General features: G+C 39.0%; 13 protein-coding genes. 5 read left to right on the top strand and 8 right to left on the bottom strand.

The window, feature by feature from the left end; genetic code table 11:
* The first annotated feature begins 145 nt into the window (after positions 1–145).
* Positions 146–985: a DUF2797 domain-containing protein gene (locus tag ACVCDT_RS04545; protein ID WP_447131563.1), complete on the top strand. Its 840-nt coding sequence runs from the start codon at positions 146–148 to the stop codon at positions 983–985.
* Between the two features lie 36 nt (positions 986–1,021).
* Here the strand turns inward: ACVCDT_RS04545 and lepB are convergent, their stop codons facing one another.
* Together lepB and ACVCDT_RS04535 are read right to left on the bottom strand one after the other, a co-directional pair.
* The gene (gene lepB, locus ACVCDT_RS04540; protein WP_447131562.1) at positions 1,022–1,672 is read right to left on the bottom strand and encodes a signal peptidase I; all 651 of its coding nucleotides are present in this window, start codon (positions 1,670–1,672) and stop codon (positions 1,022–1,024) included.
* 404 nt (positions 1,673–2,076) lie between these two features.
* A complete protein-coding gene (locus tag ACVCDT_RS04535; RefSeq protein WP_447131561.1) occupies positions 2,077–2,292 on the bottom strand; it encodes a hypothetical protein in 216 nt (71 codons plus the stop codon).
* Between the two features lie 190 nt (positions 2,293–2,482).
* On the opposite strand from ACVCDT_RS04535, the gene ACVCDT_RS04530 reads away from it, so the two are divergent.
* Positions 2,483–3,007 (top strand): mechanosensitive ion channel domain-containing protein, encoded by a 525-nt coding sequence (locus tag ACVCDT_RS04530; protein WP_447131560.1) that lies wholly within the window; start codon positions 2,483–2,485, stop codon positions 3,005–3,007.
* 3 nt (positions 3,008–3,010) lie between these two features.
* On the opposite strand, the gene ACVCDT_RS04525 is transcribed toward ACVCDT_RS04530, so the two are convergent.
* The 4 genes from ACVCDT_RS04525 to ACVCDT_RS04510 form a co-directional block, all read right to left on the bottom strand.
* Entirely contained in the window at positions 3,011–3,538 is a 528-nt protein-coding gene (locus ACVCDT_RS04525) for a hypothetical protein (protein ID WP_447131559.1), read from the bottom strand.
* 83 nt (positions 3,539–3,621) lie between these two features.
* Positions 3,622–4,536 (bottom strand): M14 family metallopeptidase, encoded by a 915-nt coding sequence (locus tag ACVCDT_RS04520; protein ID WP_447131558.1) that lies wholly within the window; start codon positions 4,534–4,536, stop codon positions 3,622–3,624.
* 4 nt (positions 4,537–4,540) lie between these two features.
* Positions 4,541–4,951 carry an ACT domain-containing protein gene (locus tag ACVCDT_RS04515; protein ID WP_447131557.1) on the bottom strand — a complete coding sequence of 137 codons (411 nt, stop codon included), beginning with the start codon at positions 4,949–4,951 and terminating at the stop codon, positions 4,541–4,543.
* A 12-nt stretch (positions 4,952–4,963) separates the two neighbouring features.
* The gene (locus ACVCDT_RS04510; RefSeq protein WP_447131556.1) at positions 4,964–6,469 is read right to left on the bottom strand and encodes an Hsp70 family protein; all 1,506 of its coding nucleotides are present in this window, start codon (positions 6,467–6,469) and stop codon (positions 4,964–4,966) included.
* Between the two features lie 239 nt (positions 6,470–6,708).
* Here ACVCDT_RS04510 and ACVCDT_RS04505 point away from each other — a divergent pair, with 239 nt between their 5' ends.
* Entirely contained in the window at positions 6,709–7,335 is a 627-nt protein-coding gene (locus tag ACVCDT_RS04505; protein ID WP_447131555.1) for a methyltransferase family protein, read from the top strand.
* A gap of 37 nt (positions 7,336–7,372) precedes the next feature.
* Here the strand turns inward: ACVCDT_RS04505 and ACVCDT_RS04500 are convergent, their stop codons facing one another.
* Positions 7,373–8,173 carry a substrate-binding periplasmic protein gene (locus ACVCDT_RS04500; protein WP_447131554.1) on the bottom strand — a complete coding sequence of 267 codons (801 nt, stop codon included), beginning with the start codon at positions 8,171–8,173 and terminating at the stop codon, positions 7,373–7,375.
* A gap of 232 nt (positions 8,174–8,405) precedes the next feature.
* Here ACVCDT_RS04500 and ACVCDT_RS04495 point away from each other — a divergent pair, with 232 nt between their 5' ends.
* Together ACVCDT_RS04495 and ACVCDT_RS04490 are read left to right on the top strand one after the other, a co-directional pair.
* The gene (locus tag ACVCDT_RS04495; protein ID WP_447131553.1) at positions 8,406–9,419 is read left to right on the top strand and encodes an SPM autocatalytic domain-containing protein; all 1,014 of its coding nucleotides are present in this window, start codon (positions 8,406–8,408) and stop codon (positions 9,417–9,419) included.
* Positions 9,420–9,661: 242 nt separating this feature from the next.
* Entirely contained in the window at positions 9,662–13,792 is a 4,131-nt protein-coding gene (locus tag ACVCDT_RS04490; protein WP_447131552.1) for an EAL domain-containing protein, read from the top strand.
* Between the two features lie 18 nt (positions 13,793–13,810).
* On the opposite strand, the gene ACVCDT_RS04485 is transcribed toward ACVCDT_RS04490, so the two are convergent.
* Entirely contained in the window at positions 13,811–15,037 is a 1,227-nt protein-coding gene (locus ACVCDT_RS04485) for a threonine/serine exporter family protein (RefSeq protein WP_447131551.1), read from the bottom strand.
* Positions 15,038–15,131 lie beyond the last annotated feature (94 nt).

Here is a 15,131-nt window from a genome sequence, read left to right as displayed (position 1 = left end):
TCTCTTTATAGCTTGGGTCATCATGCCCAGAAAACAAGAAAGATCCAAGATAAATAAATTATTCAAGCAAGAATTGATTGCTTAGCCCAAAGCACATGGTATTTTGACTCCCATAGTTTTTGTTTTTATAGGGTTCAGTTTTTTTATGACCATTTACCAGGGCAACATTCGCAAAATGCGCGTTAGCACCAATCAAGATAACCTAGCTCAATACCAATTACCCGTTGGTGACAGCAGCATTAATATGAACGCGCTAATTGGCGAAAATATTCAAGTAAAATATGCTGGCGAAATACATTGTGTACATTGCGCCACGAAAACCAAAAAAAGCTTTAATCAAGGCTATTGCTATCGTTGTTTAACCAAACTCGCTCAGTGTGATACTTGCATAATCAAACCCGAACTTTGCCATTATGATGCGGGTACTTGCCGCGAACCTGAATGGGGCGAAGCCAACTGTTTATCTGATCATTTTGTGTATTTGGCCAATACTGGCACCATTAAAGTGGGAATTACTCGACACGTAACAGACGGGGTATCTAGCCGTTGGATAGATCAAGGTGCCACCCAAGCCATTGCTATCATGCGGGTACAAAATAGATTGACCAGTGGCCTAGTAGAAACTGCCTTTAAAGCACATATTGCCGACAAAACAAACTGGCGCACCATGTTAAAAAGCCAACCCGAGCAAGTTGACCTAGTGGCGCTAAAAGAGTCCTTGCTGGAGCAAGTTGAACCTGAGCTAGACGAAATCATTGAAGAGTATGGCTTTCAGGCAATAGGCATAACCGACTCACCAGCCATAGATATTCATTACCCAGTCAGCCAATACCCCGAAAAAGTTAAGTCTATTAATCTAGATAAAGAACTAAGCTTTGAGGGAACACTAGTTGGCATCAAAGGGCAATATCTGATGTTAGATAACGACAGAGTGATTAATATGCGTAAGTATGCTGGTTATCACTTACACATAGAAACCTCCTAACCTATAACAGGGCCTAAGAACTAAGAATAAGGTGTATTAGATCAAAGGAATATTAAAGCGCTCAGTGCGCGGCAAATAATAATTTTCAGCATCTAAAGATACCAACACCTTATTCGCTTTGCCTTGAATCTCGATAGCTGGCACAAAACCATAAAAACGTGAATCTGCACTGTTATTTCTGTTATCACCTAAGACCAAGTAATGCCCTTGTGGCACCGTCACTTCAGCAAAACTGTGTATGGCATTGGCCACTGGCATAAATTGCACCTTATGTTCAATTTTACCTAAATGTTCGATTTTTCCTTGAGCATGGTTAGTCTTTGTATAACGTACTTTTTTGCCATTTATAATCAACTGATTGTTTCTCATGGCCACTCTATCACCAGGCTCACCAATCAATCTTTTAACTAATCTATTACCGGCTTTTTTTGAAGTAAAAACCACAATATCACCACGTTTAGGTTGACCGGTTTGCATGATTTCAATATCTGTAAAAGGCAGTTCTAAACGATAAGCCATTTTATCCACCAGAATACGATCTCCCTCCACTATAGTGGGCAACATTGAACCTGTGGGAACTACATACCAATCAGCAAAACTACTGCGTGAGGCAAATAACACTAAAACAAAGAGTAAAAATCCTAGGTTTTCTTTTATTACTTGTTTGAACGAAAGTTTAGTTGGCATGGCTATTCCTTGAGTAAACGTCTTGATGCTGAGACTCAAACCATCAATAAAAGTTTATTTTGCCTTTGTAACCTTTTGTTTCGAACATATTGCTTAATACAAAACAGACTTGTATGAATTGTTTTTAAAGCCGTGCTCTATTGCCAGAATATTTCAGGTAAATAATTTGCACTTATGAATTTTTCTGACTAATTTTTGCAGGTAAGATTTATAGGCGATTTATTTTAATATTAGATGAAATTTTTTTGTCATCTTTGTTGTCTATATTGATGTAAGGATATTGAAACAAAAAGGTATTTTGTTTTGATGTTCGTCTTCAGAGAAAACAACTCCTCCCAAGAGTACTTTAAGAGATCCATTTGGATCTCTTTTTTTGCCTAATTGAAAGCGATTATCAGCCAGCTTTAGAGTTCAACACCAGCATATTTTGCCGCCAAATTGTCTAACTCAGATAGGGTGTAATCAAAACCCATGCCGTCAAATTGATAACTTACTTTTACCGACTCTGAGCCTTCAAAGAGCTTGGCTTGTACTTTTGCAACCGGCCAATGTTTTAACTCATTCAAAAATCGATTGGCATTTTGAGCCAAGTTAAATTGATAACAAATATCGGTTTGCATTTAGTTTAAACTCTTTTTATTGCAGGGCTATTTTAATGGCATGGCAGTGTGAGCATTTTTAGCAAAGAGTCAAGGCATTAACTTTAAGTTTGCCCTAGTAAAATAGTTTTACATTCTTGCTTGCCGTATTGGCATAAATACTCGATCATGCCTAAAGATAGCAAAGCGCAATAAGGTTTAAGGACCGACCATGACCTACAACTGGTTTTTATTATTACTGATTCTTATTTTATTTTTAATTACCCGCAGATGGGTAATAGCCGCATTCGAACGTTTTGCTAAACACAAAAAAGCCACATTAAAACGTAAATTAATGGTTAGGCAAATATTATTGCTCACTCACCTTATTGGCTTTTTTATTATTGGCTCTATTACATTAGGCATAGATTACGGTAAATTTACCGTGTTTTTATCTTCGGCTTTTGCCGTATTAGGTATAGCCTTGTTTGCTCAGTGGTCTATCTTGAGCAATGTCACAGCTGGCATTTTAATCTTTTTTAACTTTCCTTACCGAGTGGGAGACACGGTAAAAATCGCCAACAAAGATTTTGATTTGGTGGGCATGATAGAAGAGATAACCACCTTCCATGTACTAATTAGACACGCCGATGGCGACCTCATCACCTACCCCAACAGCCTGATCTTGCAAACACCAGTTATTAAATTAAAGCCCGCTAAGTTAAAAGCCCCAGAAGAAGATGAGCATAACGAATAGGTACTAGCTAGCTAGTTTGGCTCTTAGGTCATTTAACGCTTCAACCGAAAAACCTTGATCGTAAAAGTAAGCGATTCGGCCATTTTTATCTAAAAGGATGACCCGCGCATTATTAGGGTTAAGGTTGCCTGTAAAGCGTTGTACCGCTTCTCCATCGCCATATACAGTGATTACCCCTTGCCACAAAGCTTTGGGAATACCTTTGCGCATACCGTTATCAATTATAGGGCTAAACATTCGCGGAAACATACCTTGAATAGTAGGAATTTCGTAGGTAGGCACTTGAGTTTGGGTCATGTCTAAGGCAATAAGCCAGCGATCTATATCAAACTGGCTATCTTGTTTATACCCAAATAACAACAAGGTATTTTGACCTGAAAAAGCACTAGGAATTTGCACCTTTTCACCGGCTAAACTTTCTCCCTGAAAGTTTATGATAGTTTTGCCTACTTCTACCTCACCCGGGTAATCATAGGTTGCACAACTTACTAGTCCAAGCACAATCAGAAGCGTCAACAATCTGTTTTTCATCGTTAGTCCTTTTAGATTTTTTTAAAGCCTACGATGAAAGTGAGAAAATGGATTATTTTTTACTGATCTTTTTTACTTAGCTGTTATTTAGTTTTTTTTAATAAATAATCTAAGGCCCCAGTTATTGCTGCTACTTGCGCCAAAATACAGTTTTCGGCATCCACTTTAGGGCTATCTGGGTAAACTTCAGTGGTACTAACATAGTCAGCATTAGTTACGCAGGCGCATAAACCCAATTTTTTTAATGGATAGTTAATCACGCCCGGTTGCTGCAAAGCCGAGCCAATAATGCAGCCGTTTTCATCAGCTGGTGCAATATGCGTGACTTTGGCTACCGACTGGATAATGGCAGCTTGAAATCCTTCACAAGGATTTTCAGTATCACCCACAGTGTAAAAGCCATCAGGGATTGCCCATTCTTTATGCTCCACAGCATCGCGGGCCGACAAGGCCGGACGAAACTCCGAATTATCGGTATCTGTGGTTTCGTGTAAATCAATATGCATCAAAAAATCTAAGTCACCCACTAGTTTCATCAATGCTGCAGATTCTTGAGCAGGGCTTGGCGTATAAAAAGAACGATTAGGATCTATGGCATCTGGATTCCAGCGATTAATGGTTTCGTATCCCCAAGGACTGATGCAGGGCACTACCATAAGATTAAAATGCTGGTGATAATCCTGGGCTGCCGATTTTGCAAACCTAAGTGCACCATGTACTCCACTGGTTTCGTAACCATGTACGCCACCCGTTACTAATACATTGGGTTTGTTTTTATCCCAGTTTAAACTACCCAATGCATAAAGATCGTATTGACCTTGCGCGTAGGTTAGGCGTGCATATTCTTCGATATCAAATTGCTTTTCTAATCCTGCTAGCTGGCTCACCACATCATCTTGGTATGAACGTTTTATCTGTTGTGCATTAAGCCATTGTTGCTTTTCTGCCTCTGCCCACTTTTTGCCGGGTGTACCTATAGGGTAAATATGCTGGGTCATTTGATTATTCCTTTGAATTAAGGGTTAGTTGTGACAAACAAGTTAAAGCTTGCTCAGCAGCCTCGGATGGCACAAAAATATGATCGTGAAAATAAGCAGCCACCACATTGGCACTTATCCCTTGCATGGCCAAAGCCGACGAAATTGCAGCAGTGAGTCCCACTGCCGATAAACTCGAGTGTACCTTTAAACTAATCAGCCGAAACACCCCTTGATAATCCCAGCCTTGCTGTTCTGCTTGGCTTTTTAACAAGATAACACTTAATCCTTCTTGTTCTGCAAATGTGCCTAAGGGGTTAAGCTCTGCTAAGTGACTGCTTTGCTCGCGGGTTAGACTCACAAATACATATTCATCAGGCATAATTTCGGGTTGCATACTGCTTAATAACTTAGCTAAGTTGGTTTCGCCAGACATAGTCACCTCGGATTAATTTTGGTTTAATTTAGCCGCTTGTATGGCCAGCCCTTCACATACAGAATTAAAGGCATCGCCTTGCATTAAGGGTAAGTCAGGTAATAACTCTAGCAGCGCTTTTTTCACTATGGGCGATAAACTCATGCCACCGGTTATAAATAACATTTCGGGTGCTTCGCTACTTTTTTGCAAGCACTCTGTCACTAAGCTTTTTACTCGGCGCAGCCAAGACTGCATAGAGCGATTTAATTCTTCGGTGTTTAAATCAACTTCGTAGCCTTGCTCAATGTAATGCAAAGGCAAAGTAATTTGTTCTTTTGAGGATAACAATTCTTTGGCCAATCTAGATGAATTTACTAGGCGAGCCGATAGTTTGTCTTCTTGCACAACCTGTAGACGTTCTAACAATTTAGGCTGTTTAACTAATGATTTAGTTTGGGCAATGTCTAACCAATATTCATCAGAAAAAAAGTGATTAAGTTTAGGAATATCATCTACTGCACACATATCAGAAAAATACGCAGGCGGTACTGGCAAGCCATTGTGCATCAATAAGCCTTGCCCCATAGTAGGTGCGATAGATTTTATAATTAAATTTTTGTCACATTCCATACCACCTAAACGCGTGCCGGTAACCGACATCACATCTTGTTGACGGTCAATATTAGCCAGTTTTTCTGGTGATAATTTAATACAGCATATGTCTGTGGTTCCGCCGCCAATGTCTACTACTAATACATTGGTATGTTGTTTAAGCTCACGCTCTATTTTGTAGGCAGCAGCAATAGGCTCTTCTAAAAACTCAACTTGTTTAAAGCCCGCCATGTTTGCTGCTTGTTGCATGATTTCAATGGCTTGTTGATTACCTTCTTGTCCTCGGGTGCCATGAAAGCGCACAGGTCGCCCAATCACAGCCGACTCAACAGATTGGCCTAATTGCTGCTCGGCACTATTACGAAAAAACGCCAATTGTTTAGCGATTAAGCCAACAAAAGCTTGTTGTTGTCCGGCAACTAAATTTGCCCCAAGGAAATTCTTAGGTGAATAAATTAATCGCCCTTTATCGGGCATTTTTAAATAGCGTTTAAAGCCTTCTTCTCCAAAGGCAAATTCGCCAGTTTCTACCAACTGTTGCAAAGGCAGATCTTGCACTGTCATATCTTCTAAAAGGAATTCAATGGCGCGTTGTTGCAATGCAGGCAAGTTGTGGAATTCGGCTCTTAGATCATCAATTTTATTGCTGTAAATCTTTTGCTCTCTAGGATCTTGCGCGTCGTAATAGCCTTCTTTGGCTTTTTCAATTTTTTCACTGATAGCGCGTTTTATTTGCGCCACTTTAGCTTCAATGACGGGAATGGGCGGCGTAGGCAATTCATCTTTATAATAAATAAAAACCGAAGAGCGAATTTTGTTGACATTGTCTTGACTAGGATCGAGTTTGATAAAATGATGTTGTTGCCCATCAAAATAGGCTACTTCTGAATTAGATGTACCGTAATCTATACCTATTGCTGCCATAACTGCTGAAATTGCCCTTAAAATAAAGCGCAGAATTGTAATGCAAAATATCTAGGACTTCATTAACTCTTTCACCCACTGCTTGCCTAGGCTCACTTGTTGGCAAAGCTCTAAAACCTAAGCAAGGTAAAAGGCAAAAAGCTAGGTAAAGATTCTGGCCTAGATTGTGTTGTGTAGATTTCTTCTATACTGTACAAACCTTGTATATTTCCAACCCATTAACCCACTAAGTTGCTTGCATGATCTTGACCTTTACTACCCCAGAATTAATTGAGTTTACACGAGTTTATCTTGCTGGTTTTTATACTTTTGTGGCCTGTTTTTACACAATAAAAATAATCTGGATGAATAAACAGCAGCGCCGTTTTTTTATTTTTACCGGGGCGCGCTTTAGTGATACATGGTGGAACCATATAGTGTTTCGCATATTTAGAGCCACAATATGGCTAATATGTGTGATGCGATTATTTTACCCCGAGCTAGATTACTTTTTGTTTGAAATTACGCTTATGCAAGAAGTGGCGGTGATAGTAACAGGTTGTATGTTTTTAACTTTAGGTTTTGCCTGGACCATGGCCGTGCATTTTTATATGGGCAAAGTATGGCGAAGTGGCATAGATCCACAAGGTCCGCCTAAGTTAATTACAACAGGCGTTTATAGCTACTCACGTAACCCAATGTTTATGGGCATTATGCTGGCGCAACTAGGCTTTTTCTTAGCATTACCAAGTGTATTCTCTGCCTTGTGTTTGGTTATTGGGGTGGTGGTATTGATTAGGCAATCAAATGCCGAAGAACGTCATCTATCACAGGTTTTTGCTTCAAAATATCAAGAATATCAAGCTCGTACCCCTAAATGGCTTTAGCAACAAGTTGTCAAATGCTCATTGAAGTAAAAGCACTTTATGATTTTGAAGACCCCATATGACATGAAAGGCGACTTGGAAACTTCATCAAAGACGAATGATTACGAAGAGACTCTTGCATCTTGCCATTTGAGATAAACTGCTCAATTTGTTGATTAACAAGGCTATGCACTTCTGGCATGTCTGGGCGCATAATTAAAACTAAATCCACTTCATTGGTTGTAATGGGTGATTGATAAATAGTGGTATTGCAAAACGCTTTATTGGCAAAAATAGCCGCGGCATTATGGTTATTCATCACTACATAATCACAGCGGTTTTTTAATAACATCATGGCCATGTTCGGCTGACCACTAGAATCTACTCTTACTAAAGAATTATTCTCAAAATATTGATTTAACCCAGGATAAACAAAGCCCCATCTTGCACATATTTTCGAATTTTTGATGGAATCTAATGAAAAGTCTTCAGGAAAGGGAGTAAGGCTATATAAGTAACTCTTAAATTTTAAAATTGGCACACTGCTAATCAATTTGTCTGGATTATCTAACCAGTCTGGACTGTTTAGCATCATGTCTGCTTTGCCAGCAATGATAAAACGTTCGCTACGTTTGCGACTAGAATCAATAAATTTAGCTTTTAATATTTGTTGATTTTCTAGTTCTTTAAAAAAATCGACAACTAGCCCTTGGTAAGCGTTTTTGACTTTATTAAAATATAAATAAGGAGGTGCACCAGGAGAGTTGACAACAAACACAAGGGCACTAGAAGCGCTAGACTTTTGACTAAATAATAAAATGGTCGCTAAGCATAGAAACAAACAAATTAAACGTGGCAAATTTACAATCCTTGGAGTATCAGCTCTAGTTATTTTTTATATTTCAAAGTGAAAAGATTAACTCTTTTAACCTTTACACTTTAGCATATAGTTCAAAATTTAAGCACTAAATTTAATTGCAACTATACCCATTAGGTTCACCTTTTTTCATTTCCCCTCAAATAAAATCGACACAGAAAACATTAAAGTAATTTAGAACTCGGCAGATAAAGCTAACGAGGAGGAGATTATTATGCAAATGTTGAATCAACTAACCACAGTTGACCATATATTTGAGCATAAAAGTGAGCAAGAAGTTAACCCTGTTGTTAGTTCACCTAATAGGCCAATTACAGAGTCGCTACAACTTACAGACAAGGCAACTAGCCAAACTACCACTGTGCCAGAAAATGCCAGTGCTGAAGAAGTCACGCTTTCGCCTAAATTACAAATCAATCAAAAGATCATTGAATTATTTGCACGCCAAGCTAATGGCTTAAGTATTGAGCCTAAACAATTTGGCTTAAAATCTTTATATGCAGAAAAATCAACAGAAACCGAGTTTAAACAAGCAGAGTTAAATCAAGCTAAGCCAGCAGGTCCCGCCCCTACAGAACTAAGTTTTACAATTTTGACTGCTACCCAAACTGTCTACGAACATGAACGTTTAGACTTTCAACGCCATGTTCAAGTGATCCAAAATGATGGTACTCAAAGCGAACTAAGCTTGGCCTTTTCTTATCAGCGCGAATTACAGCTTAAACAAGAAATCAGCTTCTCAGTGGCTCAACTAAAAGATCCATTGATCTTAAACTTAGGCCAACAGAGCAGCTTGTTCTCCCAAGACACCCAAGAATTTGATCTAGACGGTGATGGACAAAAAGAATTGATCCCAGTTCTTAGCGACAACTTATGGTTTTTAGCCTACGACCGCAATAACAACGGCATAATAGACAACGGATTAGAATTATTTGGCGCTAAGACTGGCGACGGATTTGCTGAGTTAAACGCCTATGACAGCAATGCTAATGGATTACTCGACTATGAAGATAAAGACTACAAATCTTTTGTATTGCACCATAGCCAAGCCGAACAACAGACTTTAGCCCAAGCTGGGATCAAGGCCATTTCACTCGATGCTAGCCATAGTCCTTTTTCATTTAAAGATAATCAAGGCAATACCCTAGCACAAATGCGTAAAACCAGCGTTTACCTAAACGACAAACAACAACTTGGCGCTATTCATCAAGTTGATTTTGTGGTGTAAATTGTTTGCACCACAAAATTAAAAGCAGAAAATTTTAATAAAGGTGTTAAGCCAGCCCAAAAAACCTCAAGCTTACTTCTATTTTTAGTGCATACTTAGATCACTTAGCGTAAAAATCATCCAGGATTGTTTACCCTAAGTTCTCGCTGTGATTAATAAAATCATCAATATAAAGTCTAGATGCAGTTGACAAGATGCCATTTAAAGCTCTATTGAAAATTTACCTTTGCTTAGTACTTTTAGTGCCTGAACTGGTTTGGGCAAAATCAAGGCATTTTCAACCTATCTCAACTGAATCCGATTTACCTTCACCTTTTGTTAATCATATTGAAGTGTTAAATAATGGTTTTTTATTATTCAGTACTAAATCTGGCGCGAGGTTATATGATGGCTATCAATTTATTCCGGTGCTTTCTGAGTCTAGTGCTCAATTTAGCGTATTAAATACTACGGTTTATATTACTAAACAAGACAGTGCTGGTCATATATGGTTTGGAACAACCTCTGGTTTATTTAGATTAGATCCCAACACATCCAAGCTCAAACGCTTTGCTCACGATCCCAACGACCCTACAACCTTAGTCAATGATTCTGTCAAAAGGATTTTTGAAGACTCCCAAGGGTATATTTGGTTTGGCACCACCAACGGCTTAAGTCGTTACGATCCTAGAGAAGATAGCTTTAGTGAATTTACCCCTAAAAACGACTTGGCATTAACCAATTCGGCCTTCGATATTCGTTTTATTTTAGAAGATGGGCAACAAAGAATTTGGTTCGGCGGCTCTCATGGCAGTTACTTTTATGATTATGCTGAAAAGCATACTTACCAGCCAGAAGCTAACATATTTAAGCAATACACTACATCGGGCATTATTAGTGGTATAAACCAACAAAGCGCGACTAATACTTTATGGTTAGCAAGCTTTCGTAATGGATTGTATCAAATTGATTTAAGCCATGAGCAATTTGCCTACAAGCACTATCAAACTGCAGCACAAAGCCAGAATTCTTTATCAAGCAACAGTGTTTGGCGCCTTTTTGAAGATGAACAAGGCTTGATTTGGATAGGCCATTGGGACTCTGGCTTAAACATACTTGATCCTAAAACTGGCAAGATTGAAACCTACAACCACAACCCTAGTGAACTATCTGGCTTACCTAGTAATGCAATCAGCGCTATTACCCAAGATAAATCAGGTTTAATTTGGTTAGCTACCGCCAACGGTGCGGTTAGCTACAATTCAAATGCCCTTGAAATCACACATTTAACTAGTCAAAAAACTCGAGCATTGTCATTGCTTACCAATGAAGTGTGGAGCATTTTAGAACAAAATGAGCAACAGGTATGGATAGGAACAAGCAAAGGCCTAAATGGGTGGAATACCACCAATCAAAAGATCGAAAGCTTTATTCATTTAGCAGACAACCCCCAGAGTATTTCTGCAGGTTCAGTGTGGGCAATTAAACCACTTAATAACACTGAGCTCTTAATTGCTACTGATTCAGGCTTGAATAAATTTAATAAAATCAATGAAACTTTCACGCAGATTGCCCAAACAGGACAAAGTGAATTTGAACATCAGCCTATTTACGCTCTACATTCAATAGCAGAAGGGCAATTTTTAGCGGGTGGAAAAAGTGGCAATATTTACCATTTTAACGCTCAAACAAATAAGCTAACGCCTTTTATCATTCGACAAAACCATCCTGAATTACATAACCTTGAGTACATCAATACCATCAAGAGCGATGCCAAAAACAATATTTGGTTTGGTACCACTACTGGCTTATATCGCTATGACCAAAAATCTCAAAAAATAATGACATTTAACACTGATAGCTCAATGTATAAGTTAAATGCTAACAATATTGAAAGTTTGGTGATTGATACAAAAAATCAGGTTTGGGTGGCAACACGAGGCGCAGGCATTCAAAAAATCACGCCTACTAATAAGGATTTAAATGCATTTAATATTACTAGCATAACCACCAAACAAGGATTGCCTGAAAACTCTGTAACAAACTTAATCTTAGATAAAAATGACTCGCTCTGGTTCACTACTCGTCGTTTTATTGGTCAAGTCAACAATATTACCAACCAAATAACCACCTTACCTACTCAAAAACACTATCGTTTTGGTTTTACTCCAGGTGCGGCTTATGTAGGGCAATCAGGTCAATTTTATTTAGGAGGGGAAGGTTTGTATCGATTTTCCCCTAATTCGTTAACCTCGTCGACCTTTGCCCCTTCAATTGTCATTACAGGGGTGACAAGTATGCATCGAGACTATGCTAACTTTTCACCCTTAGCGGTAAACCCTAACATTGAGTTAACCGCACAGGACACTTTAGTTACATTCAGCTATTCGGCGTTAGATTACCGCTTTCCTAACTTCAATCGATATCGATACAAACTTGAGGGGGTAGACAATCATTGGTTAGAACCTAAAGCAGAACATCAAGCCACTTATTCGCACCTGCCTTTTGGTGAATTTTTACTGCGCGTACAAGGTACTAATGGTCATGGCGTGTGGAGTACTCAAGAAGCACAACTTAAGGTAAAAGTCATTGCTCCTTGGTGGCGAACAAATCTGGCTTATAGTCTTTATGCCATTAGCATTCTATCGTTCATTTTGGGATTAGTTGTTTATTTCACAGGTAAACGTGCGCAAGAACGCAAACGTAATAAAGCCATTAAATTAAGTGAGTCGAGACTTAAAAGTACCTTATGGGCCAGTGGAGATGAACTTTGGCATTGGGATCTAAAACAAGGCCTTATTCTTCGAACTAATTTGATTTTTGCGCTAGCAAATACGCCAAACCCAGAAAAGCTGAACCAAAAGGATTTTTATACAATTCTTCACCCAGAAGATAAATCCATCTTAGAAAACTCAATTTCAAAGCATTTGCAGGGTGAATCTAAACATTTTGAATGTGAATGTCGGCTTCTCATTCAGAATATTGGCTATCAATGGGTATTAATGCGCGGACGTATTATTAAAAAAGATAAAATCAATCAGCCCTTGATAATAGCTGGCACAGTTAGAGACATAGCTGAATTAAAGAAAAAGGAAGATGCCCTCACCTCCATGGCAAATTACGATCAATTAACCGGATTGCCTAATCGCCATTTGTTTAAAGAGCAGCTAGATCATGCCATTTCTCAAGCTAAACGCTTTGATGAATCAGTTGCCCTGTTATTTTTAGATCTAGACGCCTTTAAACTAATCAATGACACCCATGGTCACGCGGTAGGCGACGAGTTACTCATACAAGTGGCCGAGCGACTAACTGAATCAGCCAGAAAAAGTGACAACGTAGCCCGTTTAGGTGGTGACGAATTCACTGTTATTTTAGAAAGAGTGACAAATCAAAATACCATTATTTTGTTCTTAGAAAGGTTATTACAAGATATAAACCTTCCTTATAAGCTCTCCGAACATACAGTTAATACCGCAGTTAGTGTTGGTGTGGCGGTTTTTCCAGACGATGGTCAAGACGCTCAAGAATTACTTAAAAGCTCAGACATTGCTATGTACGAAGCTAAAAAGGCGGGTAAAGCAACCTTTAGATTTTTTACCGAAAAAATGAATACTCAAATCCTACAAAGAGTAGAGCTTGAGGCCGAACTCAGGTCAGCAGTAAAAAATAACGAGTTTGAATTGCACTACCAGCCCAAAGTTAGTGTAAAAACCAGTGAAATATTAGGCGTAGAAGCCCTAATAAGATGGCAGCATCCAAGCAAAGGTTTTATTCGCCCAGACCTTTTTATTCCTATTGCAGAAGAAATTGGATTAATTAATCTGATTGGACAATTTGTGTTAAACCAAGCTTGTAGCCAATGTGCAAAATGGCGAGAGAAAGGCTGGCTAGGTGTAATGGCAGTGAATGCTTCTGCCAAAGAAGTACAAAATTTACAATATATTGAAAGTATTGATGAAGTGTTAAATAGGTACCAACTTCCTGCACATTCCCTTGAAATAGAAGTTACTGAAGGGGTGTTTATTGCCAACTTACAACATACTCAGGCTTTACTACAAAAAATTCGCGATAAAGGCGTACGCTTAGCATTAGATGACTTTGGCACTGGCTATTCATCACTCGCTTACTTGAAGAACTTACCTATTGATACGCTTAAAATAGACCGTTCTTTCATTGCAGAAATAGAAGCAGGACAACGAACTTACCACTTAGTTAAGGCCATAGTGCAAATGGCCCATAGCCTTAATTTAGAAGTTGTAGCTGAAGGAATAGAAACCCAAAAGCAGCTTAATGTACTAAAAGAGTTTGGCTGCCAAGAATACCAAGGTTTTTACTTCGCCAAGCCCATGAGTGCAAGTGAAATTGAGCGATTAATTTTTAATTCAAACTAACGAGTAAAGCTTCCTTTTCTATAAAGCCTTACGCGTAGGCATTACTACGTTAGCAAATATCAATCCTGCCACTAACGACATTAATATTAAGAAGGTTTCTTGGCCAATGTGGTCAGTTTTTATAATGTCTTGCCCTGAAATAAACGAATTTAAGCCAATGTAGGTTTTTGAACCAGGAACCAATACGATCAAACCATGCATAGCCACTATACTCGAAGGTGCATTGGCAATACGCGAAAACACATTAGCAAACACCCCTAGAGCAAAAGCGCCAACGAAGGCCCCTAACCCATTTTCTAAATAGGCTGAGCTCCAAGTTGAGGCGCTGTAGGCAATAAATGTAGAAGTGACCGCCCATAAAACGTGCTTCATCCGAGTTCTAAATATGGCCACTAGCCCCACACTTAGCATTAACACCCCTAACCAGTTCACCCAAAAAGGTAAAGTTTCGGCTAGGGCTAAGTCTTGTTGGCCAAATAATTGATAACCTAAACTCACCCCTAAAAACGCCCCAAAATACAATTTAAATAATTGCATACAGGCATCCATCACTCGCACAGTGCCCGACACCATATTGCGAGACGACAGCTCTGCTAAGCCCATGGTTAAAGACAATCCTGGCACTAAAATGATCAGAGAAGATAGAATAATTAACCAAATGTTTAATCCAGAAGCTGAATAGTGATTAATTGCACACACTACAAAGCCCACAGTAAAAGAAGCAACAGGCTCTAACATCAGATTCACCCGCTTCGACCGCAGCGCCCATAAGGTCCAAAAATACACCATCACGCCTAACAAACCGGCATAAAAAATTTCAGACCACCCTGCTCCCATTAGCATGGCAAAGGCACTAGTAGACAAACCAAAGGCTAAACCTGTAATGGTTTTACCGTAGGGGCTGGGCATTTTGTCAATTTCATCTAATTTTTTGTCGGCTTCTGCCAACGAAATATTGCCCGAAATTAATTCAAAGGCCAGTTCATCGGTTAACGACAAAGCGTTCATATCCAACTCACCGGGTTGCATTCTGGCTGAGTGGTTATATTCGTCTTCGTGACGATCACTCCACAACACTATAGATAGTGAAGTAGGGGTAGAGATAAAAGACGCATGCACACCAAAATGCGTAGCAATTTCAGTTAGATAGGCTTCAAGCCTAAAAGATGGCGAGCCGTATTTGTGCAACATTTTACCCAATTTAAGGATAAATTTACGTATTTGAATAAACTCTAACTTGTCCATTTCATCACTACTATTATTTGAAGACTAGGCCAATTTTTGCCCAATAAAATTAGCGGCGGATCCTAGTGCGAGTTGCACTGACTTACAAGGTACA

The sequence above is a fragment of the Paraglaciecola aestuariivivens genome, assembly GCF_052983255.1.
Note: the sequence above shows the minus strand (reverse complement) of the source record. Positions and strands in the feature narration are given on the sequence as shown.